The 26191-nt window shown below is 63.7% G+C and carries 27 protein-coding genes; 10 read left to right on the top strand and 17 right to left on the bottom strand.

Annotated elements, in window-relative coordinates:
- Positions 1–18: 18 nt before the first annotated feature.
- From K226_RS0102980 to K226_RS0102965, 4 genes are all read left to right on the top strand, one after another.
- Complete coding sequence (locus K226_RS0102980; protein ID WP_024813389.1) at positions 19–681, top strand: FHA domain-containing protein; 663 nt, start codon at positions 19–21, stop codon at positions 679–681.
- 108 nt (positions 682–789) lie between these two features.
- Complete coding sequence (locus tag K226_RS0102975) at positions 790–1581, top strand: MBL fold metallo-hydrolase (RefSeq protein WP_024813388.1); 792 nt, start codon at positions 790–792, stop codon at positions 1579–1581.
- Positions 1582–2117: 536 nt separating this feature from the next.
- Positions 2118–2588, top strand: a complete 471-nt coding sequence (locus tag K226_RS0102970) for a pilin (RefSeq protein WP_024813387.1) — start codon at positions 2118–2120, stop codon at positions 2586–2588.
- Between the two features lie 93 nt (positions 2589–2681).
- On the top strand, positions 2682–4418 hold the full coding sequence (locus K226_RS0102965; RefSeq protein ID WP_155886490.1) for a PglL family O-oligosaccharyltransferase: 1737 nt from the start codon (positions 2682–2684) through the stop codon (positions 4416–4418).
- A gap of 156 nt (positions 4419–4574) precedes the next feature.
- Here the strand turns inward: K226_RS0102965 and K226_RS0102960 are convergent, their stop codons facing one another.
- Complete coding sequence (locus K226_RS0102960; protein WP_024813385.1) at positions 4575–5024, bottom strand: cyclic pyranopterin monophosphate synthase MoaC; 450 nt, start codon at positions 5022–5024, stop codon at positions 4575–4577.
- A gap of 73 nt (positions 5025–5097) precedes the next feature.
- On the opposite strand from K226_RS0102960, the gene K226_RS0102955 reads away from it, so the two are divergent.
- Positions 5098–5385 carry a BrnT family toxin gene (locus tag K226_RS0102955; protein WP_024813384.1) on the top strand — a complete coding sequence of 96 codons (288 nt, stop codon included), beginning with the start codon at positions 5098–5100 and terminating at the stop codon, positions 5383–5385.
- 7 nt (positions 5386–5392) lie between these two features.
- Complete coding sequence (locus K226_RS0102950) at positions 5393–5695, top strand: DNA-binding transcriptional regulator (protein ID WP_035240839.1); 303 nt, start codon at positions 5393–5395, stop codon at positions 5693–5695.
- Between the two features lie 69 nt (positions 5696–5764).
- Here the strand turns inward: K226_RS0102950 and moaC are convergent, their stop codons facing one another.
- Positions 5765–6262 (bottom strand): cyclic pyranopterin monophosphate synthase MoaC, encoded by a 498-nt coding sequence (gene moaC / locus K226_RS0102945; RefSeq protein ID WP_024813382.1) that lies wholly within the window; start codon positions 6260–6262, stop codon positions 5765–5767.
- Positions 6263–6395: 133 nt separating this feature from the next.
- On the opposite strand from moaC, the gene K226_RS0102940 reads away from it, so the two are divergent.
- A complete protein-coding gene (locus K226_RS0102940) occupies positions 6396–7904 on the top strand; it encodes a M48 family metalloprotease (protein ID WP_035240837.1) in 1509 nt (502 codons plus the stop codon).
- Here the strand turns inward: K226_RS0102940 and K226_RS0102935 are convergent.
- Positions 7872–8225, bottom strand: a complete 354-nt coding sequence (locus K226_RS0102935) for a phage holin family protein (protein WP_024813380.1) — start codon at positions 8223–8225, stop codon at positions 7872–7874. The two genes, K226_RS0102940 and K226_RS0102935, sit on opposite strands and share 33 nt — an antisense overlap.
- A gap of 434 nt (positions 8226–8659) precedes the next feature.
- Positions 8660–9388 carry a TerC family protein gene (locus tag K226_RS0102930; protein ID WP_024813379.1) on the bottom strand — a complete coding sequence of 243 codons (729 nt, stop codon included), beginning with the start codon at positions 9386–9388 and terminating at the stop codon, positions 8660–8662.
- A gap of 583 nt (positions 9389–9971) precedes the next feature.
- On the opposite strand from K226_RS0102930, the gene K226_RS0102920 reads away from it, so the two are divergent.
- Positions 9972–10427 (top strand): DUF3717 domain-containing protein, encoded by a 456-nt coding sequence (locus K226_RS0102920; RefSeq protein ID WP_024813377.1) that lies wholly within the window; start codon positions 9972–9974, stop codon positions 10425–10427.
- An 80-nt stretch (positions 10428–10507) separates the two neighbouring features.
- Positions 10508–10813, top strand: coding sequence for a hypothetical protein (locus K226_RS0102915; RefSeq protein ID WP_024813376.1), 306 nt, complete (start codon positions 10508–10510; stop codon positions 10811–10813).
- Positions 10814–10978: 165 nt separating this feature from the next.
- On the opposite strand, the gene K226_RS0102910 is transcribed toward K226_RS0102915, so the two are convergent.
- Both K226_RS0102910 and purB read right to left on the bottom strand, forming a co-directional pair.
- Positions 10979–11539 (bottom strand): YaeQ family protein, encoded by a 561-nt coding sequence (locus tag K226_RS0102910; protein WP_024813375.1) that lies wholly within the window; start codon positions 11537–11539, stop codon positions 10979–10981.
- Positions 11540–11616: 77 nt separating this feature from the next.
- Positions 11617–12996, bottom strand: coding sequence for an adenylosuccinate lyase (gene purB, locus K226_RS0102905; RefSeq protein ID WP_024813374.1), 1380 nt, complete (start codon positions 12994–12996; stop codon positions 11617–11619).
- Positions 12997–13098: 102 nt separating this feature from the next.
- Here purB and K226_RS0102900 point away from each other — a divergent pair, with 102 nt between their 5' ends.
- On the top strand, positions 13099–13713 hold the full coding sequence (locus tag K226_RS0102900) for a glutathione S-transferase N-terminal domain-containing protein (protein ID WP_024813373.1): 615 nt from the start codon (positions 13099–13101) through the stop codon (positions 13711–13713).
- A gap of 77 nt (positions 13714–13790) precedes the next feature.
- Here K226_RS0102900 and K226_RS0102895 read toward each other — a convergent pair whose 3' ends face one another.
- From K226_RS0102895 to glnE, 11 genes are all read right to left on the bottom strand, one after another.
- Positions 13791–14243 carry a nuclear transport factor 2 family protein gene (locus tag K226_RS0102895; protein WP_024813372.1) on the bottom strand — a complete coding sequence of 151 codons (453 nt, stop codon included), beginning with the start codon at positions 14241–14243 and terminating at the stop codon, positions 13791–13793.
- Entirely contained in the window at positions 14243–15025 is a 783-nt protein-coding gene (locus tag K226_RS0102890; RefSeq protein ID WP_024813371.1) for an SDR family oxidoreductase, read from the bottom strand. Before K226_RS0102890 ends, K226_RS0102895 begins: the two co-directional genes overlap by 1 nt.
- The gene (locus K226_RS0102885; RefSeq protein ID WP_024813370.1) at positions 15022–15564 is read right to left on the bottom strand and encodes a DUF3833 domain-containing protein; all 543 of its coding nucleotides are present in this window, start codon (positions 15562–15564) and stop codon (positions 15022–15024) included. The genes K226_RS0102890 and K226_RS0102885 overlap by 4 nt, the downstream gene beginning before the upstream one ends.
- Complete coding sequence (locus K226_RS0102880) at positions 15561–16883, bottom strand: MFS transporter (protein WP_024813369.1); 1323 nt, start codon at positions 16881–16883, stop codon at positions 15561–15563. The genes K226_RS0102885 and K226_RS0102880 overlap by 4 nt, the downstream gene beginning before the upstream one ends.
- Positions 16880–17392, bottom strand: coding sequence for a chalcone isomerase family protein (locus tag K226_RS0102875; protein ID WP_035240835.1), 513 nt, complete (start codon positions 17390–17392; stop codon positions 16880–16882). Before K226_RS0102875 ends, K226_RS0102880 begins: the two co-directional genes overlap by 4 nt.
- A 73-nt stretch (positions 17393–17465) precedes the next feature.
- Complete coding sequence (locus tag K226_RS0102870) at positions 17466–18689, bottom strand: cyclopropane-fatty-acyl-phospholipid synthase family protein (protein WP_024813367.1); 1224 nt, start codon at positions 18687–18689, stop codon at positions 17466–17468.
- Positions 18690–18721: 32 nt separating this feature from the next.
- Positions 18722–19519: a DUF1365 domain-containing protein gene (locus K226_RS0102865; protein WP_024813366.1), complete on the bottom strand. Its 798-nt coding sequence runs from the start codon at positions 19517–19519 to the stop codon at positions 18722–18724.
- Complete coding sequence (locus K226_RS0102860; protein ID WP_024813365.1) at positions 19516–20835, bottom strand: NAD(P)/FAD-dependent oxidoreductase; 1320 nt, start codon at positions 20833–20835, stop codon at positions 19516–19518. Before K226_RS0102860 ends, K226_RS0102865 begins: the two co-directional genes overlap by 4 nt.
- Before the next feature lie 244 nt (positions 20836–21079).
- Positions 21080–21667 carry a glutathione peroxidase gene (locus K226_RS0102855; protein WP_024813364.1) on the bottom strand — a complete coding sequence of 196 codons (588 nt, stop codon included), beginning with the start codon at positions 21665–21667 and terminating at the stop codon, positions 21080–21082.
- A gap of 314 nt (positions 21668–21981) precedes the next feature.
- On the bottom strand, positions 21982–23184 hold the full coding sequence (locus K226_RS0102850) for an HD-GYP domain-containing protein (RefSeq protein WP_024813363.1): 1203 nt from the start codon (positions 23182–23184) through the stop codon (positions 21982–21984).
- Positions 23185–23418: 234 nt separating this feature from the next.
- On the bottom strand, positions 23419–26190 hold the full coding sequence (gene glnE, locus K226_RS0102845; protein ID WP_024813362.1) for a bifunctional [glutamate--ammonia ligase]-adenylyl-L-tyrosine phosphorylase/[glutamate--ammonia-ligase] adenylyltransferase: 2772 nt from the start codon (positions 26188–26190) through the stop codon (positions 23419–23421).
- Position 26191 lies beyond the last annotated feature (1 nt).

Genomic DNA, 26191 nt, shown 5'->3' with positions numbered 1-26191 from the left:
ACACACCAGGAGTGGATCATGCCCAGAATGATCGTTTCGATCGACAGCGTCGTCATCAAAGAGGTCGAGTTGACCAAGGAGCGCACCACGCTGGGCCGGCGCCCCTACAACGACATCGTCATCGACAACCTTGCCGTCAGCGGTGAGCACGCCGTCATCCACATGACCGACGATGGGGTGGAAATCGAAGACGTGGGCAGCACCAACGGCACCTATGTCAACGCCAAGGCCGTCACACGCCAAGAGCTACGCAACGGCGACATTATCGAAGTGGGCAAATACAAGATCCGCTTCCTGCAAGAGGCCGAGGGCGAAAATTTCGAGAAAACCTTGCTCTTCAAGCCCGGCATGGTTCCCCCGTCCATGGGGTTGCCCCGTGCCGCCGCCGCGGCGGCACCAACCCCGCCAGCAGCTGCGTTGCCCTCGGCGGTCATTCGCGTGATGTCGGGCGCGGCGGCCGGGCGCGAGGTGGCGCTGTCGAAGGTGGTCACCACCATCGGCAAGCCCGGTGTGGCTGTGGCCTCCATCACCAAACGCCACCACGGCCATGTGCTGGCGCACGTCGAAGGGCCCGACAGGCCCCTGCTCAACGGCATCCCCATGGGGGAGGCCCCCGTGCCTCTCAAGCATGGCGACCGCATCACCCTGGCAGGCACCGAGATGCAGTTCGAGCAAGGCTGATTCCCCGCTGGTATTTGCCGTGTGGGAGGGATGTTCGGGGTGTTACCCTTCGGGGTCTCAGCGGGCGGCATTGGTATAGCCCGCTTCAACTCCTGACAAGGCGGTGGCATGAAGGTTCGCGTGTTGGGATGCTCGGGTGCCATTGCGCAAGGTTGCCGCACCACCTCTTTTCTGATCGAGGGGCGTGTACTCATCGACGCAGGCACCGGCGTGGGCGACCTCACCCTCGAAGAAATGCGCCACATCGACCATGTGTTGCTCACGCATTCGCATCTGGACCATGTGGCAGCCCTGCCTCTGATGCTGGACGCCGTGTCGTCCCTGCGCAGCGCCCCGGTGCAAGTGCACGCCCTGCCCGCCACCATCGCCGCGCTGCAGGCCCATATTTTCAACAACGTCATCTGGCCGGATTTCAGCCGCATCCCCAGTGCCGCAGCGCCTTTCCTGATCTTCAAAGAGCTCGAAACCGCGCAAACGGTGCACCTCGCCGGCCTCGATATTGAGGTGCTGCCCGCCATCCACACCGTGCCCGCCGTGGGCTATGCCGTGCGCGGGCGCAGCGGCTGGTGGGTCTACAGCGGCGACACCGGGCCAAACCCCGCCTTCTGGCAACGCATCAACCAGTTGCCCGTGGCCATGCTGGTCATAGAAACCGCCTTCAGCAACCATGAAAGCGCCCTGGCGCAGCGCAGCCTGCACCTGGCGCCCCACACCCTGGCGCGGGAGCTGGCGCAACTCGCCCCCGGCAGGCAGTGCCCCATCTACATCACACACACCAAGCCGTCCGAGACGGAGCTGATCGTCGAGCAAGTCCGCCGCTTCGACGCCATCACGCACCCGGGCAGTGGTGAGCCGCATGACATTTCGTGGCTGCAGGCGGGGCAAGAGTTTGAGGTGTAGTGCACATCTGTTTTGATAGCTACTTGCGCTTGCTGCGTAAGGTCTACAGCCTGATATCCTATGCAAAAAATGCAAAGCTGAAAGCTCCCGCTCTCGCCGCGAACTTTGCAGGGCTGCGTTCCCCACACCGTTGTCACCAGAACTGGCGCAGCCCAGCCTGACCGAGTTTTTTTCTCAGCAGACATCGACCGGCCCGGCTTAACGAAACGCACCTGAGCGTCAAAGCAGCCGGCCGGATCACCGGCACCACTTCCCTCTGGCATGGCGATTCGCAAGCTGACCGCCCTCAAAGCGCATCAAACGCCCGATGTGTAAGCCGAAATTGCACTTCGTGACATACATGGCGTGACAAAAATGTCGCTCCGATGGCGGATGGACTAGGGGCTGTTACACAATCGCGTTTTCTGGCGTGCTTTGTAACCGTCAGGACGTGTTTGGTTGCGTGCAGTGACCTGGCACGGTTGCTGCTTTTATCGGTGCGAACCTGAAGAATCCTTCTGCAGGTTTTCAATTGCAATTGACTCCGAGGAGAATTTATGAAGCGTAATCTGCAAAAGGGTTTCACCCTGATCGAATTGATGATCGTTGTGGCGATCATCGGTATTCTGGCTGCCGTGGCGCTGCCTGCGTACCAGGACTACACCGTCCGCGCCAAGGTTTCGGAAATCATTCTGGCTGGCTCGTCCGCCAAGGTGGCCGTTGCTGAAGCTGCTCAAGTAAATGCAGCCATGCCTGCTGTGGCTAGCGTTACCATTGATACGCAAGTGTCGAAGTGGGTGTCTGGTGTTGGGTACAAATACACTGACGCATCTAATGCCGTCATCATTGCAGCTGCATCGTCTGCCGACGCAAAGCTGAGTGGCAAGGGCGTTGCTTTTGCGGGAGCCCTCCAAGGCAACGGGCAAGTCGTGTGGACTTGCCGTGCAGCAACAAGCGCCGATAACGCGAGTGGTGTTACCGTTTCCACCACGATGGAAGCCAAGTATCTGCCTGCTAGCTGCAAGTAATCTATCCGGCTTTGCTGAAAAGGCTCCTTTAGGGGCCTTTTTCTTTGGTCTATACCAACGAAGAAAAATTTGCTGCGGCAACAGGGTGATCAGGTGCGCTATTTATCCCCAGCTACCAGCGACATTTCGATGTGCGCTGGTAAAGATATTTTTACGAAGTTCTGGCTTGTTATTTGGGCCATCGGTTTGTCTTTGGGATGGCTCCTTCCCAATCACTACCTTCCCTGGCCCTCGTTTCATATGGAGGCGTGGGTCTCCCTCCTGTTGGCTGGTGCCGCTTTGGCGGTCGTGGTGCGAGCTCCGGGAAAAAGCACCCTGTCTAGTGCGGCACTGGTCGCATTGATCATGGTTGCCATGCCCTTCGTACAGTATGCAGCTGGGATGCAGGCGTTTGCAGGCACGGCTTGGGTTGCAACTGCCTATCTGCTCGGTTTTTTCCTGGCCATCGCGATCGGTATTCGCTGGGAGTCCGGTGCGCCTGGTCAGATGGCGGATGGGCTCTTCTTAGCAATAGGTATCGCCGCGATGTTTTCCGTAGGGTTGCAGTTTCATCAATGGCTCGAACTGGACCGACTGTTTCTTTGGGATATGGGTGCCACAGCTGGGCGCCCTTTCGCCAATTTTGGGCAACCTAATTTGTTAGCCACGTTTTTGATATGGGGGTTGTTAGCTGCAGGTTGGGCGGTTCAGCGCAACTACGTGAGTGGAGTGACGGGCGTAATTATCGCCCTCTATCTTTTGTTTGGGGTGGCTTTAACTGCTTCGCGCACGGCTTGGATTGCGATGGCGATTTTGATAGGCGCAACCTGGATGTGGCGCGGCATGTGGCGCAACCGATGGGCACCATGGACCATCGTTGCGCTGGGAGGATATTTTATTGGTTGCTTGCACGCAAAAGATTGGCTGCAAGAGTACTTGCTTCTCGGCGGCCAGACTGACTTGGTTCGCATGGCGACTGAAGTTCGCCCCCAGGCATGGGCACTATTCATTGATGCCGTTCAGCATAAACCATGGATCGGATACGGATGGGGGCAGATTGCAATGGCACATCTGCAGGTGGCTGTAAATAATTCACCTTTATACATTCTTTTTTCTAATTCTCACAACTTCTTCCTTGATCTCGTATTATGGAATGGTATTCCTATTGGTTTGCTACTGATCGGAATAATGATATTTTGGTTGTGGAGGCATTTTCGAGCAGCGAAAAAAATAGAAGATATTTTGCTCTTGTTATTATTGGTTGTAGTTGGCAACCACGCCCTGTTGGAATATCCCCTGTCATACGCCTATTTCCTCTTCCCAGCCGGCTTGCTGGTTGGTGCCCTAGATATGCGGTTGGGAGCGCAATTGTGGCATGTGGGTGGGCGTTGGATACTGTTCTCTGTCTGTGCCTTGTCAACGTGTCTTTTGGTGCTGATCGCACGTGACTATTTTCGTGTTGAAGCGAGTTATCTGGCATTGAGATTTGAGTTTGCTAACATTCGTACAAATGAGCCCAAGGAACCGCCAAAAGTACTAGTGCTAAACCATTTGAGTGACATGATTCGATTCGCTCGTTTCGAGCCGCACAAAGACATGTCGCCCGAAGAGCTGAATTGGATGCTGAACGTGGCGAATCTATATCCGAGCGCAGGAGTAATTCACAAGCTTGCCGCAGCCATGGCATGGAACGACCGCCCTAATGAGGCGCGTCTTTGGCTACAGCGCATGTGCTTGATGGTAAATGCCGCACAATGCGAAGCGGTTCGTCAAGCTTGGGCTAATCAAGCGCTGAACGATCCTCTAATCAGGGCAATATCCTGGCCTGAAATCAAAAAAATCAATAATTAAGAACCCAAGCCGATTTTAGAATGGGTTTTCTAATCTTCAGGTATATGCATTAAGCGTTGAAATAATTAAAACCAGATTCCAGTTTCGGTAAAGTTGTTCTGCGGGGCTAGCGGCAAACTTTGGCTGCGATGGTGCCACCCCTGCACCTTGCCAACGTCAACCCGTCTCCGCTCCCGCCACAAAACTCCCCGACTTCCCCCCATGCTTTTCCACCACGCGCACGTCGTGGATGGACATGCCCCGGTCCACGGCCTTGCACATGTCGTGGATGGTGAGCAGGGCCACCTGCACGGCGGTGAGGGCTTCCATCTCTACGCCGGTGGGGCCGACGGTTTCCACCGTTGCAGCACAAAATATGCCTGTAGCGCCTGGCTGTCGTGCGCTGGCAGCTTCAAATTCAATAGCAATCCGGGCCAGCGCCAGCTCGCGGCACAGCGGGAGGAGGTCGTTGGTTTTCTTTGCCACCATGATGCCGTCAATGTCGTCAATGCGGGCAATGCCCAGCACATCGCCTTTTTTGGCGGTGCCGACTTCGATGAGGGTCAACGTGGCGGGCAGCATTTCGATGCGGCCGCTGGCGATGGGGATGCGGTGCGCGGAAATCACTCGGCCATGGGGTCATGCGTCCAATGGATTGCAGTGAAATGCCAGCAGTGGGCCATTGAACTACACTTGCTCTATGCAATTCGAATGGGATGAAGTGAAAAGCGAGGCGTGCTTTCGCCAGCGCGGCTTTGATTTCGCTTACGCAGCGCGGGCCTTTTTCGATCCAGATCGCTTGGTACACGCTGACACCCGACGTCTTTATGGCGAAGACAGGTATCAATTGCTGGGCAAGATAGAGCAGCGTCTCTTCGTGGTGGTCTATACGCCACGCAAAGATGCCATGCGCATCATCTCAGCACGCAAAGCCAACCAAAGAGAGGTAGCACACTATGGAAACAAAGACAGTTCGCATCACCCTTGACCCAGGCATGCCAGCATCGCAATTGCCAGGCCGCCTGGATGTTGGGCGGGTGGATGCCACGACCGATGCAGATATTGCGGCGCAGCATGCGGCAGATGAGGCCGCCGCCATGCAAGATGCCGCCCAATTCGCTCGGCGTGTGCGCAGGCGCCTGGGATTGAGCCAGGCCGAGTTGGCTGCGCGCATCCAGGTCTCGCTCGACACCATTCGTAACTGGGAACAAGGCAAGCGCAGCCCGACGGGCGCGGCCAAAGCTTTGCTCAAGGTGCTGGACAAGGCGCCGGAAGCGGCTTTGGCGGCGTTGCACTGATGCTCTGAGGTGGCCAGTGCCCCATTGATTGCCCTGCCTTCGAGTGCAGTTTGCTGCACATACAACCGCTTAGCCCGCCGCCCCCGCCACAAAACTCCCCGACTTCCCCCCGTGCTTTTCCACCACGCGCACGTCGTGGATGGACATGCCGCGGTCCACGGCCTTGCACATGTCGTAGATGGTGAGCAGGGCCACCTGCACGGCGGTGAGGGCTTCCATCTCGACGCCGGTGGGGCCAACGGTTTCCACCGTTGCGGCACAAAATATGCCTGTAGCGCCTGGCTGTCGTGCGCTGGCAGCTTCAAATTCAATAGCAACACGGGTCAACGCCAGCGGGTGGCACAGCGGGATGAGGTCGCTGGTTTTCTTGGCGGCCATGATGCCGGCGATGCGGGCGATGCCCAGCACGTCGCCTTTTTTGGCGTTGCCGGCTTCGATGAGGGCCAGGGTGGCGGGCAGCATTTCGATGCGGCCGCTGGCGATGGCGATGCGGTGCGTGGCGGCCTTGGCGGCCACGTCGACCATGTGGGCCTGGCCCTGGGCGTCAAAGTGGGTGAGTGCAGACATGGCGGGGTAACCAGGTGAATCGGTGGGGAACATTCGGGCAAAGGGGCATCATACGTGCATGTGGAATAGCCAATGCACCCCTGCCAGACCGTGGGCCGATGTCTCTGCAGCAGCACAGAACATCAAGCCAAATATGCCCTTGGCGCACGCTGGACGTGCGCTGGTAGCTTCTTTATTAATAGCAATGGGCGTGGGTGCCGCGCTGCCCGCTGCTGCCCAGTCCAGCTTGCCCACCCTGGGCGATGGCAGCGCCCTCACCACGGGCGAAGAGCGCCGCCTGGGCGACCGCATCATCCGCGAGCTGTACCGCGACCCGGACTACATCGATGACCCGGTGCTGGGGGAATATGTGCAGGGGCTGTGGCAGGCGCTGCTGGCGGCTGCGCGCGCGCGCGGCGAGCTCTCGCCCGAGCTCGATGAGCGCTTTGCCTGGGAGGTGTTGCTGGGGCGCGATCGCACCGTGAACGCCTTTGCGCTGCCCGGTGGCTACCTGGGGGTGCACCTGGGCCTGATTGGGGTGGTGGCCACGCGTGACGAGCTGGCATCGGTGCTGGCGCACGAGCTGAGCCATGTCACCCAGCGCCATATCTCGCGCCTGATCGCGCAGCAAAGCCGCCAGACACCGCTGCTGGTGGGCGCCATGGTGCTGGCCGCCCTGGCCGCCAGCAAGAACCCGGGGGCCGCGCAGGCCGTGGTGGTGGGCGGCCAGGCGGTGGCCATGCAGAACCAGCTCAATTTTTCGCGCGACATGGAGCGCGAGGCGGATCGCATTGGCTATGGGTTGATGGAGCCTTCGGGGTTTGCGCCGCAGGGTTTTGTGGGCATGTTCGACAAGCTTCAGCAGGCCAACCGCCTCAATGACAACGGCTCGTGGCCCTATTTGCGCAGCCACCCGCTGACCACCCAGCGCATGGCTGACATGCAGTCGCGGCTACCGCCCGGCGGCGCGGTGCAGCCTGTGGCACCTAGCCTGGAGCACGCCATGGTGGCCGCACGGGCCCGCGTGTTGTCAAACCCCGGGGTGGATGCGCTGCGGCTGTGGATTGCCGAGCCCCAGAGCACCGGCTTTGCCAGCCAGCCCGCCGCCCGCCGTGCTGCGGCCTGGTACACCGCTGCGCTGGCCAGCAGCCAGCTGCGGGATTTTGCGGCGGCACGCACGGCCCAGGCGAAGCTGGACGAGGTGGTGCGGGGCGATGCCGTCGCCCAGCGCCAATCGCAGCGGCTGGCGGCAGAGATCGAGTTGGCCGCCGGGCTGCCCGAAGCGGCCCTGCAGCGGCTGCCCCAAGAGGCAGGCAGGCCCGAGCTGGTGCTGCGCACGCAAGCCCTGCTGCGCGTGGGCCGACCGGCCGAGGTGACGGGGGCCTTGCAGACCTGGGTGGTCACGCATCCGCACGATGCTGCCGCATGGCAGCTGCTGGCCAGCGCGTGGCAGGCGCAGGGGCAGCCACTGCGGGCCGTGCGCGCCGAGGCTGAATCGCACGCCGCTCGTTACGACTATGCGGCAGCGGTAGACCGCTTCAAGGCCGGGCAGGACCTGGCACGCAAAAGCAGCAGTGCTGCCGACTACATCGAGGCGTCCATCATCGACACGCGATTGCGCGCGATGGAGCTACTTCTTAAAGAGCAGGCCGCCGAGCGCTGATTCGATCAGCAAACCCAGCACCGAATAGATCAGCGAGCCCAGCAGCGCAGCGCCAAAGCCCGTGACATGAAAGCCGTCCAGCACCCCCGCTGCGGCCCAGAACATGAAGGCGTTGATCACAAAGAGAAACAGGCCCACGGTGACGATGGTCACCGGCAGCGTCAGCACCACCAGCACGGGGCGCAACACGGCGTTGAACAGGCCAATGACAAACGCCGCAATCAGCGCCGAGGTGAAGCTTTGCACTTGCACGCCGCTGTAGAGGTAAGCCACCAGCAGCAGCGCCGCAGCGCTGAGCAGCCATTTGAGTAGGAGTTTCATGCGCGCAGAATAGCACCGCGCGGGCGGTGGCGGCTTTCATCTAACGCGGAGCCACAGGCTGTTCGGGAGGAGTCCTTGAGCGGGCTTTGGACAGGCCCATCGAAGCCAAGGCGACTGGATCGGGGAATGCACAGCGCCCGCACAGTGCCCAGCCGGGTCCGCAGGCCAGGTACGGTGCCCGGATACGGCTGTCGGCATGGCGCCGTGGTCGCAGCGCCAGGAGCGGTCGGATCGGCGGCGGCGTCCGGCCTTCCGGGCCGCCAACTGTCCGCCACGAGGGCAGATCTGCCGCACATGGGCTGCGTCGTCCGCCCACACAACGAAGTCCACTCCACCTTCGATATTGGAGGGGCCAATGACAAAGGGAGCGCAAGGCCCCCTTTGTGTCACTCAGTGCGCCGGATGGCGCGCAGGTTAGGTGTCAGAGATCGCCATCAGCCCTGAGCGGGCGCAGCGGCTGCGCGGCGCGCCAGAATGGCGCGGCCCGCCAGCAACACCAGCAGGGCACCTGCCACGCTGGCTGCGTAGCGGATGGTGTCGGTTTGCGCGATCTTGAACATCCACTGCCACTTGTCGGGGTTGGCAAAAACGGGGTCGGTTACCAGCATGCCGCCCGCAATCCAGCCCAGCAGCATGCCGCCCAGCGTGATGATCATGGGGAAACGCTCCATGAGCTTGATGACCAGCTGGCTGCCCCAGACGATGATCGGGATCGAGATCAGCAGGCCCAGCACCACCAGCAGGAACTGGTGCTCACCAGCGTTCTGCGCGGCACCGGCAATGGCGATCACGTTGTCCACGCTCATCACCAGGTCGGCCACGATGATGGTCTTGATGGCCGCCAGCAGCTTGTCGCTGGTCTGGATGTCGCCATGGCCGTCTTCATCGGGGGCCAGCAGCTTCACGCCAATCCACACCAGCAGCAGCGCGCCCACAAACTTGAGGAACGGCAGGGCCAGCAGCGTCATGGCAAACGCGATCAGGATCACGCGCAGCACGATGGCGCCTGCCGTGCCCCAGATGATGCCCTTGGCACGCTGGGCCGGCGGCAGTTTGCGGCAGGCCAGGGCAATGACTACCGCGTTGTCGCCACCCAGCAGGATGTCGATGATGATGATCTGGCCGAGTGCGAGCCAGAATTCGGGCGATGCCAAAAAGTCCATAAATTCCTCAATAACAATAGGCAAAAGGACGACCTGGCAGCCACTGTAGCGCCGAGACCATCCAGGGGATAGGGGGGCCGTGGTGAGCGGATCAAGGGCGCTGCGCAAACAGCAGGGTTGTGACGGGACGCCTTGATCAGCCCACGATGGGCCCATCAAAGGTCTTGCTCGGCCTCACACCCTGGTGGGTGCCAAACCCGGACCGCCGGAAGCGATGCTTCGTGATGACGACGGTTCCGATGCCATGCCCACGATCGCCATTGACTGCCACGGCCGGAACGCATGTCGGGAGCTACTCCCCTTCGAAGCGGCGATTGGAACACAGGCAGCGCCGCGCGTGCAAGCCAGAGGCCATGGCAGCGCCCGCTTTTTTTCAAGGAAAATTGGCCTCAAGCGCTTGATGGATAAGCGCAAGCAGCTATAAAAAAAGGAGTTCACAAAGCCCGGCCGGGCACCCTGCGCCGTTACTGAACTGTTGCTGCACCGTCCCTGCACCGCGCAGGGCCACCGGCGCGGCTCCTCACCCACTGCGCCCGGCGCCACTATCATCCACGCCCTGTTGCCCTTATTGCAACTGCACGCCATGGCCGCCATCCACATCACCGACATCGAAGCCGCCATCAACCACTGGCGCGAGCGTGCGCCCGCCAGTGGCGGGGCAGTGCTGGCGCCCGAGATCAGCGCGCTGGGTGAGGTGTATGCGCTCATGGTGTACCGCCACCAAGACGAAACCGATGAGCACAGCCTGCCTGCGCCAGCGCGTGCCGCCTGGCTGGCCTGGTACGACACCACGCCCGACACGCCATGCATTGCCATCTGCTCCACCAGCCAGGGCGACGACTGGTGCAAGGGCTGCGGGCGCAGCTTTGACGAAGTGCAGTTCTGGCCGGCCATGGGCCCCGCAGAAAAACGGGCGGTATGGCGCCGCATCACGCAGGAGCACACCGCCTGGCGCTTCAACCGCTATGCCGAGCGCGCGGCAGAGGGGCGCACCGGCGCAGCGCGGGGCGCCATCGGCGCTGCCGCAATACCGTCCTGACGCCGCATCCAGGCCTGGCGGCACCCGCCGCGCACAACCCGGCCCTGTACGCCCCGCCCACAAAGCGCTATGGTGGGGCCATGCTGCGTCTTACCCAGGCCCCCAACATCGCCATTGCCACCCTGTGGGCCGACCTGCTGTGCGAGGCGGGCATGACGGCGTCGGTGCAGCGGCAATACTTGGGGGCCGCCGCCGGACACCTGCCGCCCGACCAGTGTTTGCCCGAAATCTGGCTGCAATACGACGAGCACGCCACCCGCGCCCGCGCCTTGCTGCAGGATCTGCAAGACCTGCCCCAGCGCCGCTGGCATTGCCGCTGCGGCGAAATGGTGGAAGGCGGCTTCGAGCAATGCTGGCAGTGCGGCGCCCTCATGCCGCGCGAATAAGGGACACCCCTCTGAGCGGCTGCGCCGCTTCCCCCCCGCTCTCGCAGCGCTGCGCACTGCGGGCAGGGGGACGACACCCTCGCTGCGGGGCGGCCCTTGCTCGGCGTCCCTGGCCTTGGGCGCGCCAGTTGCGTAAGCCGCCGCGCTATGGGCAGTGTTGTCGCGTCACTTCCAGCGCACGGGCTCCACATGCACGCTGCCCTGCGTGCTGCTGAGGGTGATGGCGCCTTCCTGCACGGTGGCCTGCAGCTGCATGCTGCGCTCGGCCAGTTGCGCCAGTGCCTGCGATGCCTCGGTGGGAATGCGCCAGACTTGCAGTTTCTCCAGCCGTGAGAGCTTGGTTTCAATGCCCTTCCACCAGATCTCGGCGGCGTGGTTGAAGCAGTACACGATCACCGAATCGGCCTTGCTGCACGCCTTGGTGAGCGGTTTGTCCTCGGGCTGGCCCACCTCGATCCACACGCGCTTGCGCCCGGTGAAATCGGTCAGCGAGGCGTCCGGATCGTCCGGGTCCGACAGCCCCGCGCCAAAGGCCAGGGTGCCGTCGCCATTGCACAGGTCATTGAGCTGGTGCGCCTGGATGGCCAAGGCGGCCAGCCGCACCATCATGCGCTCGTCGGTCTCGCTGGGGTGGCGGGCCAGCGTGAGGGCGTGGTCGGCGTAGTAGCCGTGGTCGATGTCGGCGATTTGCAGGTTCGCCTTGAAGATGGTGGATTTGATGGCCATGCAGCCTCACTATGAAATGGATAGCTGCTAGCGCTTATCCTGTAAGCGCTAGAGGCCAAAAAGGCTTGAAATGGTGTTCAGACGCGCCGCGCCAGCTCGGCGGCCTTACCGGTGTAGCTGCCCGGCGTCATGGCCAGCAGGCGGTCTTTTTCGGCCTGGGGGATTTCCAGCGAGCGGATCAGGCCGTGCAGCGCCTCGGCCGTCACCACCTGGCCGCGCGTGACTTCCTTGAGCTTTTCGTAGGCGCCCTGCACGCCATAGCGGCGCATCACGGTCTGGATGGGCTCGGCCAGCACTTCCCAGCTCGCGTCCAGGTCCACCGCCAAAGCTTCCTCGTTCAGTTCCAGCTTGTTCAGGCCAGTCAGCAGCGAGGCATAGGCCAGCGCGGCATATCCCAGGGCCACGCCCATGTTGCGCAGCACGGTGCTGTCGGTCAGGTCGCGCTGCCAGCGGCTGATGGGCAGCTTTTCCGAGAGGTGGCGCAGCAGCGCATTGGCCAGGCCCAGATTGCCCTCGGCGTTCTCGAAGTCGATGGGGTTGACCTTGTGCGGCATGGTGCTGGAGCCAATCTCGCCGGCCTTCAGGCGCTGCTTGAAGTAGCCCAGGCTGACATAGCCCCAGATGTCGCGCGACAGGTCTACCAAAATGGTGTTGGCGCGCGCCACGGCATCAAACAGCTCGGCCATGTAGTCGTGCGGCTCGATCTGGATGCTGTAGGGCTGGAACGTGAGGCCCAGGCCCAGGGGCTCGGGCGTTTCGATGACCTTCTTGCTGAAGGCTTCCCAGTCAAAGTCGGGCCAGGCCGAGAGGTGGGCGTTGTAGTTGCCCACGGCGCCGTTCATCTTGCCCAGGATCTTGACGGCGGCAATGCGCTCGCTGGCGGCCTGCAGGCGCATGAGCACGTTGGCCATTTCCTTGCCCACGGTGGTGGGGCTGGCGGTCTGGCCGTGCGTGCGGCTGAGCATGGGCACGTCGGCAAAGGCGTGGGACATTTCGCGCAGTTTGAGGATGATGCGGTCCAGCCCCGGCAGCACCACCTGGTCGCGGCCCGAGCGCAGTTGCAGGGCGTGGCTGGTGTTGTTGATGTCTTCGCTGGTGCAGGCAAAGTGCACGAATTCCGATGCTTTTTCGAGCTCGGGGCGCGCTTCAAACTTGGCCTTGATCCAGTATTCGACGGCTTTCACGTCGTGGTTGGTGGTTTTCTCGATCTCCTTGATGGCAGCCGAATCGGCCTCGGAGAAGTTCTTGATCAAGCCCAGCAAATAGGCGCGGGCGCCGGTGGTCAGCGGCTTGAACTCGGCAAAGCCGGCATCCGACAGCGCGATAAACCACGCCACCTCCACCTGCACACGGCGCTGCATGTAGCCGTGTTCGCTCATGATGGGCCGCAGTGCGGCAAGTTTGGTGGCGTAACGGCCGTCAAGCGGCGACAGGGCGGTGATGGTGGACAGGCTCATGGCGCAAGATTGTAGGCCGCGCACCACGGTGCGTTTCGGATGGGTCGCTGCCGATAGAATCCAACGCGTATGGACCAGCCCACCCCGCGCAATGGAAGAAACATGAAACTGATCGGTTCCAACGCCAGCCCCTACGTACGCAAGGTACGCATCGTGATGGCAGAAAAAAAGCTCGACTACCAGTTCGTGCAGGAAAACGTCTGGGCTGATGAGACCGGCATTTCCAAATCCAACCCGCTGGGCAAGGTGCCCTGCCTGGTGATGGAGGGCGGCGAGGCGGTGTTTGATTCCCGTGTGATCGTGGAATATCTGGACACGCTGTCGCCCGTGGGCAAGCTGATTCCTGCGCAGGGACGCGAACGCGCCGAGGTCAAGACCTGGGAAGCGCTGGCCGACGGATTGGTGGACGCAGCGATTCTTGCGCGCCTGGAGGCCACCTGGGCGGGCCGCCAGGACAGCGAACGCAGCCAGGCGTGGATGGACCGCCAGCTGGGCAAGGTGCAGGCCAGCCTCAAATCCATGAGCCAGGGCCTGGGCGACAAGCCGTTTTGCAGCGGCATCCACCTGAGCCTGTCGGACATCGCCGTGGGCTGCGCGCTGGGCTGGCTGGAGTTCCGGTTTCCCCAGATCGCCTGGCGTGCCGAATATCCCAACCTGGACAAACTGCTCGACAAGCTGATGCAGCGCGCAAGCTTTGCGGACACCAAGCCGGTCTGAGCGCCAACGGGCTTGATGCCGCCCAAAAAGATGCCGACGCAAGCCGGCATTCTTGTTTTTGAGACTGGCGCAAAGCGCTATTGCGCCGCGCGCCGCCGCAGCCAGCGCATCAGCGCGCCCACCACGGGCAGTTTTTCGTACAGCTCTTCGGCGGCATCCCAATAGTCGCGGTGCAGCACGATCAGGCCCTGAGGGTCCAGCACCAGGTGCGAGGCGCCGCGCACCGTCTGGGTTTCGCCGCGGTGATAGTTCTTGAATGCAAACAAGAAATCCCAGGTCAAAAAACACTGCTGCCCCTGCACCACGCGGCCGGTGACCACAAAGCGGGGCTGGTCGAGCGCCACATACATGTGCTCAAAAATCTGCTGAATGGGAATGACGCCGCAAACCTCGTTGAACGGGTCTTTAAAGCGTGCATCGGGCGCATAGATGCGGTCAATGGCTGCCAGGTTGGCGGGCGTGATGTGCTCAAAGAAGGCCACCACGCGGGTAACGGCGTCTTCCATGCTGGGGGCGTCGGGGTGTGGCATCAAAGTCCCGTAAAGCGGCGCACGGCCGGAAAATACCACCGGTACGGTAACACCCGCAGCAGTTTCATCACCCGCGTAAAGCGCTTGGGGAAGTGGATGTCGAAATGCCCCCGCTCCCAGCCCTGCACGATGGCGGCGGCGGCGGCCTCGGGCGAGATGAGCGCGGGCATGGTGAAGTCGTTGCCTGCCGTGAGCGGCGTGGCCACAAAGCCGGGGTTGATCACGCTCACGCCCATGCCCAGGTCGTGCAGATCCAGGTACAGCGCTTCGGCCAGGTTGATGAGCGCGGCCTTGGTGGGCCCGTAGGCCAGGCTTTTGGGCAGGCCCCGAAAGCCCGCCACGCTGCTGATCACGCTGATATGCCCGGGGCGCCCGGCCTGCGCCGCCGTCAGCATGGGCGGCAACACGGCGGCCAGCACATGCAGCACGCCGTTGTAGTTGATGTGCTCGTGGCGCAGCATCACGGCCAGATCGAAATCGGTGGCGCGCATGTCGCGGTAGTAGCCCGCGCAGTAGCACACCAGGTCGGGCGCGCCGCCGGCCAGCACCTGGGCCGCGGCGGCCTGCACCTGTTCGGGCTCTGCCGTGTCCATCGGCATGGCCATGCTGCCGGGGTGCTGGGCGACAAATGCATTGAGCGCATCACCGTTGCGCGCTGACACGATGACCTGCGCACCGCGCGCATGCAGCGCGGCGGCCGTGGCCCGGCCAATGCCGCTGCTGGCCCCGATCAGCCAGGCACGGCGGCCACGCCAGTCGCGCAGGGGGGGGTTGAGGCTCATGCTGCGCGTTTGGTGAAGGACAGTGTGATCTCGCCCAGCCGGAATCCGAGCTTGCTCATGGTGGCGCGGTTGAGCATCACGCGGTCGTCAATGAGGTACATCCAGTCGTCCAGATCGACGTTGTAGACCTTGCCATCCACGGGCAACGCCAGCGTGTAGGTCCAGCGAAAGGCGTTGCCGCGCGTTTGCCCGTTGGCCGTGCCCACCACGTCGTCGGCGGTGCCGGTGTAGCGGCCGTCAGCGTGCTTTGTCAGGCGCCAGATGCGCCGCTGCGTGGTGCCGTCCGAGTAGGTGAAGGCCTCGTCCAGTACGCCCTGGTTGCCCTTCCACTCGCAGTCCATGACCACGGTGAAGCGTTTGACGATGCGGCCGCCACGGTCCTGGAAAATTCCATGCGCGTCGATGGTGCCGTTGAAATACTGCGCAAGGTCCAGCACCGGTTTTTCGCTGGCATAGCCGTCAATGCTCTGGCTGGCGCAGCCAGACAGGACCACGGGCGCAGCCACAGCGGCCGAAAGGAGGAGGCGTCGTTGCATCATGGTGGGGTGCCTTGGGGTCGGTTCGTACAAAGGGTTGGCGTGGCCTGCAGGGGCCGAAGGATGAGCGCATACAGTGCTGCCGCCGCCATCAGCTTGAGCAGGCAGGGCAGCACCGCATAGGCCAGGCCCAGGGTCTGCAGGCCGTCTTCGCTGCGGGTGCCGGGCGTGTAGCCCAGCCAGCCCAGCAGCGGTAGCGCCAGGCCTGCGGCCAGCGCCAGGTTGAGCTTGGTCGCAAAGTTCCACCAGCCAAAATAGGCGCCTTCGTGCTGGCCGCTATCGCCCTCGGCCGCAATCACGCCGGCCAACAGGGCGCTGGGCAGGGCCAGGTCGGTGCCAAGCGCCACGCCGGACAGCGCACAGACCACCAGGAACGGCAGGGCGTCGCCCGCCCCCAGAAAGGCGGTCCACACAAACACCGCAATCGCCAGCAACATGCCGGCCAGCCAGGTGCGCGCCAGACCAAAGCGGCCCACGGCGTGCAACCACAGCGGGATGGACAGTGCGGCGCAGACGAAATACGCCGCCAGGAACATGGGCTCTTGTGCGGGCGGGGCCTGCAGCCGGTCCTGGATGAAAAACAGCACCAGCGTGGCCGGGATGGCGCTGGCAATGCCATTGAGCATGAACACCGCCAGCAGGCGGCGGAACGCGGGGCGCCCCCACGGCCGCCACAGGCTGGCGCGTTGCGGCGGTCGATAGACCCCGGCCACGGCGCCCCCATGGGCCGCAGGGCGCGGCGCCTGCGTCCAGGCCCACCAGCCCAGCAGCAAGGTGATGGCAAACACCGCCAGCATGACCGGCAGGCCCAGCAGCGCGGGCAACACCGAGGCCAGCACCACCCCCACCAGCGCAGCGCCCTCGCGCCAGGCCACGATGCGGCCGCGCTGCAGCTCGTCGCCACCCAGGCGCGCCCCCCACGACTGGTGCGCAATGCTCAGCTGGCTGTAGGCGGTGTAAGTGATGAGCAGCGCGATGAGCGCCCAAGCCACGAGCGCATCGGGGCCGCGCACCGCCGGAAAGAACAGGCTGATCAACCCGAGCGCCAGCACCCCGGCCGACAGCGCGCCCACACCCAGCACCGCCCGCACCGAGCGACCAAACAGGTGGTCGGACAGGCGGCCCAGCAGCGGGTCGGAGATGGCATCGAACAGTCGCGCCGCCAGCAGCACCGCGCCCAGCGTGGCCAGCGGCATGCCGAACTCGCGTGCGTAGTGGTTGGGCAGCAGCACATACAGCGGCAGCGCCACAAACGCCAGCGGCAGGCCCAGCAGCCCATAGGCCAGGCCTGCGCCGGCGCGGATGGGCTGCGTGCCGGTCATGGCTGCCCTGCGGTACGCGTCATGGCGATGAGCTGCTGGCGCAGCCCGGGCTCTGAGGTTTGGGGCGAGAGCCAGATGCCAAAGAACAGGCGGGAAAACTCGGCATCGGGCACCTCGCCCACCACCCGCCCGCCCATCTTGAACACGGCGCCCGCGCCCGGTTGGTACAAGCCCAAAAGGCGGTCGCCCGGCTTCACATCCGGCAGCGCCGCCTGCAGCGCCTGCTGCCAGCCCGTGGCTTGCTGTGGCGTGAAGCTGCCCACGCGGCGCATCTCCTCGATGGAGCGCTTGGCGATGGCCTCGGCGGTGAAGTTGCGCTGGTAGGTAAGCTCCAGCGCCAGCGGCTGGGCGGTGTAGTTGTCGGCATCAAAGCCGGGTTGCACCCACAGGCGCGCACGGTAGATCTCGAAGCCCAAAAACCGCAGAACCCCCTCGCCTGCCATGCGGGTGCCCGCCAGCGGTGTGGTGGCGGCCAGGGGGGACGCACTGGCCGGGGCCACCTGTGCCAAAGCAAGATTTGAATGAAAAGTGGCTGTAGCGCTTATCAATAAAGCGGTAATAGCTATTTTTTTCATAGTGAAATCACGCCTTGACCAAGGTGTACTGCACGAGGTCGATGTTGCGCATGGCAAACGCGGCTTCGCAGTAGGCCAGGTAGAACTCCCAGATGTGCATGAAGCGCTGGTCAAACCCGAGCTGCAGGATCTGCGTGCGCTGCGCCAGAAAGCGCTCGCGCCAGCGTTTGAGGGTTTCGGCGTAGTCCTGGCCAAACGCAAACTCGTCCACCACGCGCAGGCCCGCCGCCTCGGCCTCGCGCCGGAACTCGCGCGGGCAGGGCAGGCAGCCGCCCGGAAAGATGTACTGCTGGATGAAGTCGGTGGAACTGATGTAGCGCGCAAACAGGCTGTCGTCGATGACGATGCTCTGGATGCAGGCCTTGCCACCGGGCTTGAGCAGGCGGTTGACCGACTGAAAATAGGTGGGCCAGTATTCGCGGCCCACGGCCTCGACCATTTCGATGGAGCAGACCGCGTCGTAGGGGCCGTCGTCGATGTCGCGGTAGTCCTGCAGCCGCAAATCGGCCTTGTTCTCCACCCCATGCGCCGCCATGCGCTTTTGCGCAAACGCGAGCTGCTCGGTCGAAAGCGTCACGCCCGTGAGGGATGCCCCAAACTCGGTGGTGGCCATCTCGGCCAGGGCGCCCCAGCCGCAGCCGATCTCCAGCACGCGGTCACCTGCCTGCACGCCCGCCATGCGCAATGCGCGGCGCACCTTGGCGTGCTGGGCCACGCGCATGTCGCCGCCCGCATCGCCCTCGAACCAGGCGGACGAATAGTTCATCGTGTCGTCCAGCCACAGCGCGTAAAACGCGTTGCCCAGGTCGTAGTGGGCATGGATGTTTTTCTGGCTGTTGGCGCGCGTGTTGCGGTTGAGCAGGTGCTTGATGCGGTACAGCAGCCGCCCGGCCCAGGTGCCGTAGATCACGCCTTCGACCTGCTGGCGGTTGGCGATGAAAAGCTTGAGCAGGTCGGTGAGGTGCGGTGTGGTCCAGTCGCCCGCAATGTAGCTTTCGGCAAACCCGATATCGCCCGACCGGAGCGCGGCGCTGCACACGTTCCAGTTCTTGAACGTGATCGCGGCCGATGGGCCGTTGCCGTGCCCGAAATGCTGCAGCGTGCCATCGGGCAGCTGCACGGTGAGGTGGCCATGCTGCAGCCGCTGCAAAAGCCTGAGGGCCGTGCGCGCCGCAGCGGGTGTGCCCGCAGGCAGGGCCTGGGCAGAGCGGGGAGCGGTGGTGGTGTTCATGGCGGTCTCGCGGGACTGGGGCGACATGGAGATCAACGGGTCACGGTGGAGGCGGGTGCCTCGGGTTTGCGATGGAACCGGACGCGCTTGAGCCAAAGGCGCAGCGCATGCCAGTGAATACGGGCCACAACGGCCAGCGTCATGGCGGGGTAGCCCCACAGCGCATGGCGCAGGGTCTGGGCGGTGATGGCGTGCAGGGTGCCGCTCACGCTGGTCTGGATCAGCGGGCCGGTGTCGTCGTCGTGGTCGATGCGCACCACCGTGCGGCCTGCGTCGGCCGCGCTGGCGGGCGTGCGCATGAAGCGAAACCGGTAGCCCCCGCTCACCTCGCAGAACGGCGACACATGGAACACCTTGCGCGCCTGCAGTTCCACGCCGTATTGCGGCGCATCGAGCAGGTAGCAGTGGCGCTCGCCAAAGGTGTTGTTGACCTCCACCACGATGGCGCGCAGGCTGCCATCGCTGCGGTGGCAGTACCAGAAGCTCACCGGCTTGAAGGTGTAGCCCAGCACACGCGGGTAGCAGTGCAGCCAGACCTCGCCGGTGGCGTCGTTGATGCCTTCGGTGCGCAGCAGTTCGTCGAGCCAGGCCAGCGCCCCGCCCTGTGCGGCGCTGCGGCCGTCGCCATGGTCCACGTCATGAAAGCTGATGGCGCCACGCCGGTTCACCGCCAGCCTGCCGTGCGCGCTGGGTGCTCCGGCCAGGCTGCGCATCGGCAGCATGAGGAAGAACGTGCGGTAGGCAAACGCGTGTTTCTTGGGCCGCAACCGCGTGTGGCGCACCTGGCCAAAGCCGATCAGGGGCAAGGTGGGCGTGGCGGTCGCTGTCATGCGGCCTCCGCCAGCGTGGCGGGCATGGCTGCCAGCAGTTGCTGCGCCACGGCCAGGCCCGATTTGAGACCGTCTTCGTGAAAGCCATAGCCGGTCCAGGCACCGCAGTACCAGGTGTGCTGCTGCCCCTGGATGTTGCCCACCTGCTGCTGCGCGCGGATGGCCGCCATGTCGAACACCGGGTGCGCATATTCGTAGCTGCCGATCACCTGCTCGGGTGCAATGTCGCGCAGCGGGTTGAGCGACACCACCACGGGCTGGGCAAACGGCACGGGTTGCAGTTGGTTGATGAGGTAGTGCAGGCACACGCGGGCCGATTCGCGGCTCTTTTGTTGGGCGCGCTCGTAGTTCCACGCAGCCCAGGCGGCGCGGCGTGCGGGCAGCACCGAGGTGTCGGTGTGCAGCACGGCGCGGTTGGCTTGGTAGCGGATGGCGCCCAGCACGGCACGCTCCTGCTGCGTGGGCTGGGCCAGCAGCGCCAGCGACTGGTCTGAATGCGTGGCCAGCACCACCTGGTCGAAGTGCTCCACCCGGCCGTCGGTGACTACGCGCACGCCAGCGGCATCGCGCTCGATGCGGCGCACGGGCGTGGACAAGCGCTTGTCGGCAATGCCCGCCACGATCTTGTCAACATAGTGGCGCGCGCCGCCGGACACCGTCCACCACTGCGGGCGGTTGCTCACCTGGATGAGGCCGTGGTTGTGGCAGAACCGGATCATGGTGGCCACGGGGAATTTCAGCATCTGGTCGGTGGGGCAGCTCCAGATGCAGCCCAGCATGGGCAAGAAGTACCAGTCGCGGAAGGCATCGCCAAAGCGGTGCTGCTTAAGGAAATCACCCAGCGGCTGCATCAGCGCCGCATCGGCCTGGGCCTGTGCAATGCGCGTGCACAGCTTGTTGAAGCGCAGCAGGTCGCGCAGCATGCCCAGAAAGCGCGGGTTGACCAGGTTGGTGCGCTGGGCAAACACGGTGCTGAGGTTGGTGCCGCTCCACTCTAGCGTGCGGCCGCCGCCCGAGCCACCCAAGGCGCCCGGCACCTGCACCGAGAAAGACATGTCCGACTTGGCGGTCTCCACGCCCAGATCGGCCAGCAAACGGATCAGGTGCGGGTAGGTGCGCTCGTTGAACACCAGAAATCCGGTGTCCACGCCGTGCGTGACGGGGGCGCCCGACGCATCGGGCAGCGTGACGTCCACGGTGTGGGTGTGGCCACCGAAATAGTCGCCCGCTTCGTACAGGGTGATGTCGGCCTGGCCGCGCAGCTGGTGCGCGACAGAAAGCCCGGAGATGCCAGAGCCAATGATGGCGACTTTCATGGCCGGCCCCCTCTGACCGGCGCCTGGAATAAAAGCGTTGCGAAGCGTCCCGAAACGAATAAGAGAGGGAGGGAGGAGAAGCGCTTCAGGAGGTCAGTCGGAACCCGGAGGGCCGAAAGGCTTCGCAACGTCAAAACGGTAAGGCGCTCAATGCGTCCTTGCAATAGACAGAATGGGGTTGTACCTCCAAAGTTCCAGCCCCGGGGGTGAAAAATATCAGAAAAACGTAACGAGGTCATGGAAATCACTTGGGTTGGGGTGCTGCCAGCTGCTGTTCGATGGCGCGCACCAGGCCCTTGCTGTCGGGCGCCGTCAGGCTGGAATAGCTGTCCACCAGCTGGCCGTTGCGCCCCAAAAGGTATTTGTGGAAATTCCAGCGTGGCGCCGTGCCCGACAACTGCGCGAGCTGGCGGTACAAAGGCGAGGCCTCTGGGCCCTTGACGCTGCTTTTGGCAAACATCGGAAATTTCACGCCAAAGGTGTTCTCGCAGAAGTCGGCAATCTGCTGATTGCTGCCGCTTTCCTGGGAGAAATCGTTGGATGGGAACCCGAGCACCACCAGCCCCTTGTCCTTGTAGCGGGCATACAGATCTTCCAGCCCCTTGTACTGGCCTGTGAAGCCGCAGTAGCTGGCGGTGTTGACGATCAGCACCACCTTGCCGCTGTACTGGCACAACGACTGCGGCTTTTCGTCCTGCAGCCGGTCAAAGGTGTGCTGCAGTGTTGCCGGGCAGGCCTGCGCCTCGCCAGCGTAGGCCGCACCACCGGTCAGCATCAACCCGGCCACGCCCGCAATGCGAAGGGCCATGGAAAGGCGAGAGAGGGATTTCATAGCGGGTTTCATGGTGGATTTCCTGATGGTTTGACTATTTCATCACAAATTGCCCCGTTTGGTATTTATTTATACCAAATAGTATGCGTGACCGGGGTGCCATTGCGGTGGATTTTTTGCCCACGCTGTTTTTTGGGGCTTGCGCTGCCGCGCAGTCGAGTCACATCGAGACGGGATTCACGACGCCAAAGCGGCGAGGAATGCGCCAGAGAGGCGGCGTGGACGAACCGCGGCCGTGCGCGCGCACGTGGTGTGACGTTTTCCGGTAAGGGGCTGAGAACGGGGCGCACAGGAAAGGGCCCCTGCACGGTGGGCTACACCAGTGCCAGCAAGCGGTCCAGGGGGAGTTGCACCCGGATATCCCGGTAGGCCACCACGCCGGTGATCTTCCAGGCAGCTTGCGAGGTGTCGCGTGGAATCATTTCGCCCGTGGGCATGCCGTCGCGGTTCATCACCACCGCCACGCGGGGCGTTGTGGCCGTTGCACCCCGGCGGAGCACCACCGCCACTTCCTGGGTGGCCAGCCGGACAAAGGCCCCGGGTGGATAGACGCCCAGCGTCTTCACCAGCGCGGCGCCGGCCTCGTCCACGCGGTGCTCTTCGTCGTAGTAGCTGGCCTGCATGGCGGCCGTAACTGGCATGGGCGAACGTGCCACGCGGGGCGCCAGTCGCGCACCAAAGATGTCGGCGCGCTGCACCAGCCGCGCCATTTGCTGGGCCTCGGACTTCTTCGCCAGTGGGCCGGGCGAGCGGTGGTGGTGGCATAGCACTGCCTCCAGCCACACGGGGTCGGCCACCCCCAGGCACCGAAGCAACTGCTCTGACCGACTGGCATGGTCTTCCACGGCCACGATCTGCTGGGACGTGAGCGGCTGCGATTGCTGGGCCAGCTGGTCCTGCAACTCGGTCATCGCGATGTTCATGGTGAGCGCCGCGCTGCCCACTTGCAGTACCCGCGCATCGGGCCAGCGCAGCATTTCACGGGCCACCACCATGCAGACGCAACCCACCAACATGGCGTGGGTGGCGCTGTACATGCGGGTTTCCTGTGCCGAAAGATAGATCAGGGCCAGAAGCGTGGCATCGGGCGTTTGCTCGCAGTTGCGGGCCAGCTCGCTGTGCAAGGATTGAAAACGGCCTTCGAAATCGACAGCCAGCGGTGAGCGCAGCAACTGGGTGGCGCGCAACTGCAATTCCGACCAGTCCGGCACATACTTGCCACCGCGCTCCCGGCCTGCCTGCGCACCTGCCTGCATCGTCATCGCGGCAATCTGCCCCAGGGAGGTGTCGGACATCAGCATTTTTTGCAGCTGTGCCAGATACGCGCGGTGGCTTTCGCCCGACTCATCTGTGTCCACGCACAGCTTCAAGCCGCGCGACACCAGCGAATCCAGCTCGGCGCGGGTGCGAATGACATAGCCCTTTTGTGCCAGCAACGTTCCATCCGCACCGCGCAGCACAAATGGCAACGGGTGACCCAACTGGATGCTGTCGATGTTCAGTGCAACAAGGTTCATGGTGCTCGTTACATTATCTAACAATCATGCCCGCAGGCAAGTGGGAACAACCCCCGGTCACCGGAGCCCTCACCCCGGTCTGCCCTCGCCTTGGCATCGCCTGCAGAAAGGCCCCCGGCGAATGCCCTGCCCGGCCTGCGCAGCGCGCGAATCCAGGGGAGCACCACCCCCGTAAATTGCCACGCGTCGCTGGCCGTCACGCGTGAGCTTCTCACGGCCCAAAGAGTGAGAAGCTCACGCCTTTGCGGAAACTGCGGAGTTCTCGCCAAAAACCGCGTGCCAGAGGTCCAGCACAGCATGTTGTTCTGCCTGCAATGCCGGTGGCGTTACCTCGGTGGGCACTTCATCGAGCCGTGCACGGTGCTGCACGCGGCGCAGCTCGCGGTAGGCGTCAGCCGCCGCGTGGCCCACACCGGCAGGCAACAAGCCCACCTGCTCGGCACGTTGCAGCAGCGCGATGTTGCCCACGTTGCCCACCAGTTCCGGATGGCTTGCGGAATTCGCCAGCACCAGGTATTGCACGGCAAATTCGGCATCCACCATGCCGCCCGGGCTGTGTTTCACATCAAACTGCCCGTCGCGTGTGCGGTGGGCAGAGCGCACGCGCTCACGCATGGCCACAATCTCCGCACGCAGCGCCGCAGGGTCTCGCGGCGAGGTGATCACAGCCTCTCGCACCGCATCAAACCGCGCCTGCAGGGCCGCACTGCCCAAAACAAAGCGCGCCCGCGTCATCGCCTGGTGTTCCCAGGTCCATGCCGTGTTGCTGCCGCGTTGCTGCTGGTAGGCCGCGTAGGCATCGAAACTGGTGACCAGCAGGCCGGAGCTGCCATTGGGGCGCAGGGCAGTGTCGATTTCGTACAGATCGCCCTCGCCGGTCTTCACGGTGAGCCAGTTGATCAGCTTGCGCACAAACGCCGCATAGATCTCGGGGGCGCGTTCATCGTCATCGTCAAACACGAAAACGATGTCGAGGTCGCTGCCATAACCCAGCTCCTTGCCCCCCAGCTTGCCGTAGCCAATGATGGCAAATTGCGGTGTTTCGCGGTGCCGGTTCTTGAGGCGGCTCCAGCACCACTGTGCAGAGATGCGCAGCACGCTGTCGGCCAGGGCGCTGAGGTCGTCGGCCACCTGTTCGACCGTGATCCGGTGCTCCACGTCGCGTGCCAGCGTGCGAAAGGTTTCCGCGTGCTGAGCGCGGCGCAGCAGGTTCAGCAGGGTTTCGTCGTCGTCCTCGCCGGTGGACCGCAGCGCGGCCAGTCGCAGGGTGAGCTCGCGTTCGAAATCGGCCACCACAAAGCGCTCGGCCAGCAGCGCGTCGCCTACCAGTTCATCGATGACGCCGGGGTGTTGCAACAGGTAGCGTGCGGGCCACCGAGCGGCGCCCAGAAGGTGCAGCAGCTGCTCGTGCACCGAGGGGCGTTCCAGCAACAAGGCCAGATAACTTTCGCGGCGCAGCAGGGGTTCGAGCCAGTTCACGAGGCGCACGGCTGCTTCTTCGGTGACGCGGCCTTCGCCCAGCCACTGCGCCGTGCGCTGGATCAGCCGGAACAGCCGAGCGCGTGCTTCGTCGCGCAGCGCCGTCACGCGGGGGTGCGTGCGCCACTCGGCCACGCGCTCGCGAAAGCCGGGAGGCAGCTGTTCTAGCAAGCCTTCCAGCTCGGGCGGAGGTGCGGCAACTGCGCGCGGCCCGCCGCATCCACCGCCGTTGCATTCCTTTTTGCCATTGCCGCCCAGCAGGGTGTCGAACTCTTGCGCCACCAGTTCACGATGGGCATCGAGCGCATGCAGAAAACCGCAGCAGTCGGTGTGGCCCATGGTGCGGGCAATCCAGGCCAGGTCGTCATCGCACGTGGGCAGCACATGGGTCTGCTGGTCGTCGAGGTACTGGATACGGTGCTCCACACGGCGCAAAAACACATACGCCCGCGCCAGTGCATCGGCCGTCTCCTGGGGCATGAGCCCCGCCTGGGCGAGGCGTTGCAGCGCATCCAGCGTGGGCCGGCGACGCAATTCGGGGAACTGCCCGCCGCGCACCACCTGCAGCAGTTGCACGGTGAACTCGATTTCGCGGATGCCGCCGCGCGACAGCTTCACATCGTTAGCGCGCTCCGGATGTCCGGCGCTGCGCTTGGCGGCGTGCTCGCGGATCTGCCGGTGCAAGGTGCGCAGCGCGTCAAACACGCTGTAGTCCAGATAACGGCGGAACACGAACGGCAGCACCACGCTGCGCAGCGCCAGCACTTCTGCGCTGCCGATAGCGCTTTGCGGCGCCACCACCCGGCTCTTGAGCCAGGCAAAACGCTCCCATTCGCGGCCCTGTACCTGCAGGTATTCCTCCAGCGCCGCCAGCGACACCGCTGCGGGGCCGGAATTGCCATGGGGCCGCAGGGCCAGGTCCACCCGGAAGACAAAACCATGTTCGGTGGTGTCGCCGACCAGGCTGTAGATGATCTTCACCGCATGGGCAAAGTACTCATGGTTGGAAATGCGGCCGCGCCCCTCGGGGTTGCCGGCCGTTTCTCCGTCCTGTGCATACACATAGATCAGGTCGATGTCGCTGGACACATTGAGCTCGCGCGCACCGAGCTTGCCCATGCCGATCACCCACAGGGGCACGGGCTGTCCGTCGGGCGAGAGCGGTGCGCCGTGGCGGCTGTCCAGCTCGCGGCGGGCGTGAAGGCACGACTGGTCCAGCGCGAACTCTGCCAGTTCGGTGACCGCGCGGGTAATGTCTGACAACGGGGCCTGGGCATCGCAATCGAGCCGGATGAGCCGCTCCATGACCAGTTGGCGCAGGACGCGCAAGGCGGTGGCGGTGTCGGATCCTCGTGCCTGTAGTGCGGCAAACGCCTGCGTCATCGCCGCTTTGTCCGGCGCACCGGGCGGCAGCAAGACCAGGTCTTGCGCGTACCGGCGTTGCAGGCGCTGAAAAAACCGCGAATACCCGGCCTCACCGATCGGGGGGGCGCAAGTGCCGGAGGGCTCAGCGGGAGAATGGGTCATG

It is taken from the genome of Acidovorax sp. JHL-3, from assembly GCF_000526295.1.
GTDB classification, from domain to species: domain Bacteria; phylum Pseudomonadota; class Gammaproteobacteria; order Burkholderiales; family Burkholderiaceae_C; genus Acidovorax; species Acidovorax defluvii.
Note: the sequence above shows the minus strand (reverse complement) of the source record. Positions and strands in the feature narration are given on the sequence as shown.

Coding starts and splice junctions, on each gene's coding strand:
- K226_RS0102870 (WP_024813367.1), bottom strand. CDS start 18,689: ATGAACACCACCACCGCTCCCCGCTCTGCCCAGGCCCTGCCTGCGGGC.
- moaC (WP_024813382.1), bottom strand. CDS start 6,262: ATGTCTGCACTCACCCACTTTGACGCCCAGGGCCAGGCCCACATGGTC.
- K226_RS0102865 (WP_024813366.1), bottom strand. CDS start 19,519: ATGACAGCGACCGCCACGCCCACCTTGCCCCTGATCGGCTTTGGCCAG.
- K226_RS0102910 (WP_024813375.1), bottom strand. CDS start 11,539: ATGGCCATCAAATCCACCATCTTCAAGGCGAACCTGCAAATCGCCGAC.
- glnE (WP_024813362.1), bottom strand. CDS start 26,190: ATGACCCATTCTCCCGCTGAGCCCTCCGGCACTTGCGCCCCCCCGATC.
- K226_RS0102980 (WP_024813389.1), top strand. CDS start 19: ATGCCCAGAATGATCGTTTCGATCGACAGCGTCGTCATCAAAGAGGTC.
- K226_RS0102855 (WP_024813364.1), bottom strand. CDS start 21,667: ATGAAATCCCTCTCTCGCCTTTCCATGGCCCTTCGCATTGCGGGCGTG.
- K226_RS0102935 (WP_024813380.1), bottom strand. CDS start 8,225: ATGAAACTCCTACTCAAATGGCTGCTCAGCGCTGCGGCGCTGCTGCTG.
- K226_RS0102850 (WP_024813363.1), bottom strand. CDS start 23,184: ATGAACCTTGTTGCACTGAACATCGACAGCATCCAGTTGGGTCACCCG.
- K226_RS0102880 (WP_024813369.1), bottom strand. CDS start 16,883: ATGACCGGCACGCAGCCCATCCGCGCCGGCGCAGGCCTGGCCTATGGG.
- K226_RS0102915 (WP_024813376.1), top strand. CDS start 10,508: ATGCTGCGTCTTACCCAGGCCCCCAACATCGCCATTGCCACCCTGTGG.
- K226_RS0102890 (WP_024813371.1), bottom strand. CDS start 15,025: ATGAGCCTCAACCCCCCCCTGCGCGACTGGCGTGGCCGCCGTGCCTGG.
- K226_RS0102940 (WP_035240837.1), top strand. CDS start 6,396: ATGCCCTTGGCGCACGCTGGACGTGCGCTGGTAGCTTCTTTATTAATA.
- K226_RS0102930 (WP_024813379.1), bottom strand. CDS start 9,388: ATGGACTTTTTGGCATCGCCCGAATTCTGGCTCGCACTCGGCCAGATC.
- K226_RS0102950 (WP_035240839.1), top strand. CDS start 5,393: ATGCCAGCATCGCAATTGCCAGGCCGCCTGGATGTTGGGCGGGTGGAT.
- K226_RS0102955 (WP_024813384.1), top strand. CDS start 5,098: ATGCAATTCGAATGGGATGAAGTGAAAAGCGAGGCGTGCTTTCGCCAG.
- K226_RS0102975 (WP_024813388.1), top strand. CDS start 790: ATGAAGGTTCGCGTGTTGGGATGCTCGGGTGCCATTGCGCAAGGTTGC.
- K226_RS0102920 (WP_024813377.1), top strand. CDS start 9,972: ATGGCCGCCATCCACATCACCGACATCGAAGCCGCCATCAACCACTGG.
- K226_RS0102895 (WP_024813372.1), bottom strand. CDS start 14,243: ATGCCACACCCCGACGCCCCCAGCATGGAAGACGCCGTTACCCGCGTG.
- K226_RS0102860 (WP_024813365.1), bottom strand. CDS start 20,835: ATGAAAGTCGCCATCATTGGCTCTGGCATCTCCGGGCTTTCTGTCGCG.
- K226_RS0102970 (WP_024813387.1), top strand. CDS start 2,118: ATGAAGCGTAATCTGCAAAAGGGTTTCACCCTGATCGAATTGATGATC.
- purB (WP_024813374.1), bottom strand. CDS start 12,996: ATGAGCCTGTCCACCATCACCGCCCTGTCGCCGCTTGACGGCCGTTAC.
- K226_RS0102885 (WP_024813370.1), bottom strand. CDS start 15,564: ATGATGCAACGACGCCTCCTCCTTTCGGCCGCTGTGGCTGCGCCCGTG.
- K226_RS0102900 (WP_024813373.1), top strand. CDS start 13,099: ATGAAACTGATCGGTTCCAACGCCAGCCCCTACGTACGCAAGGTACGC.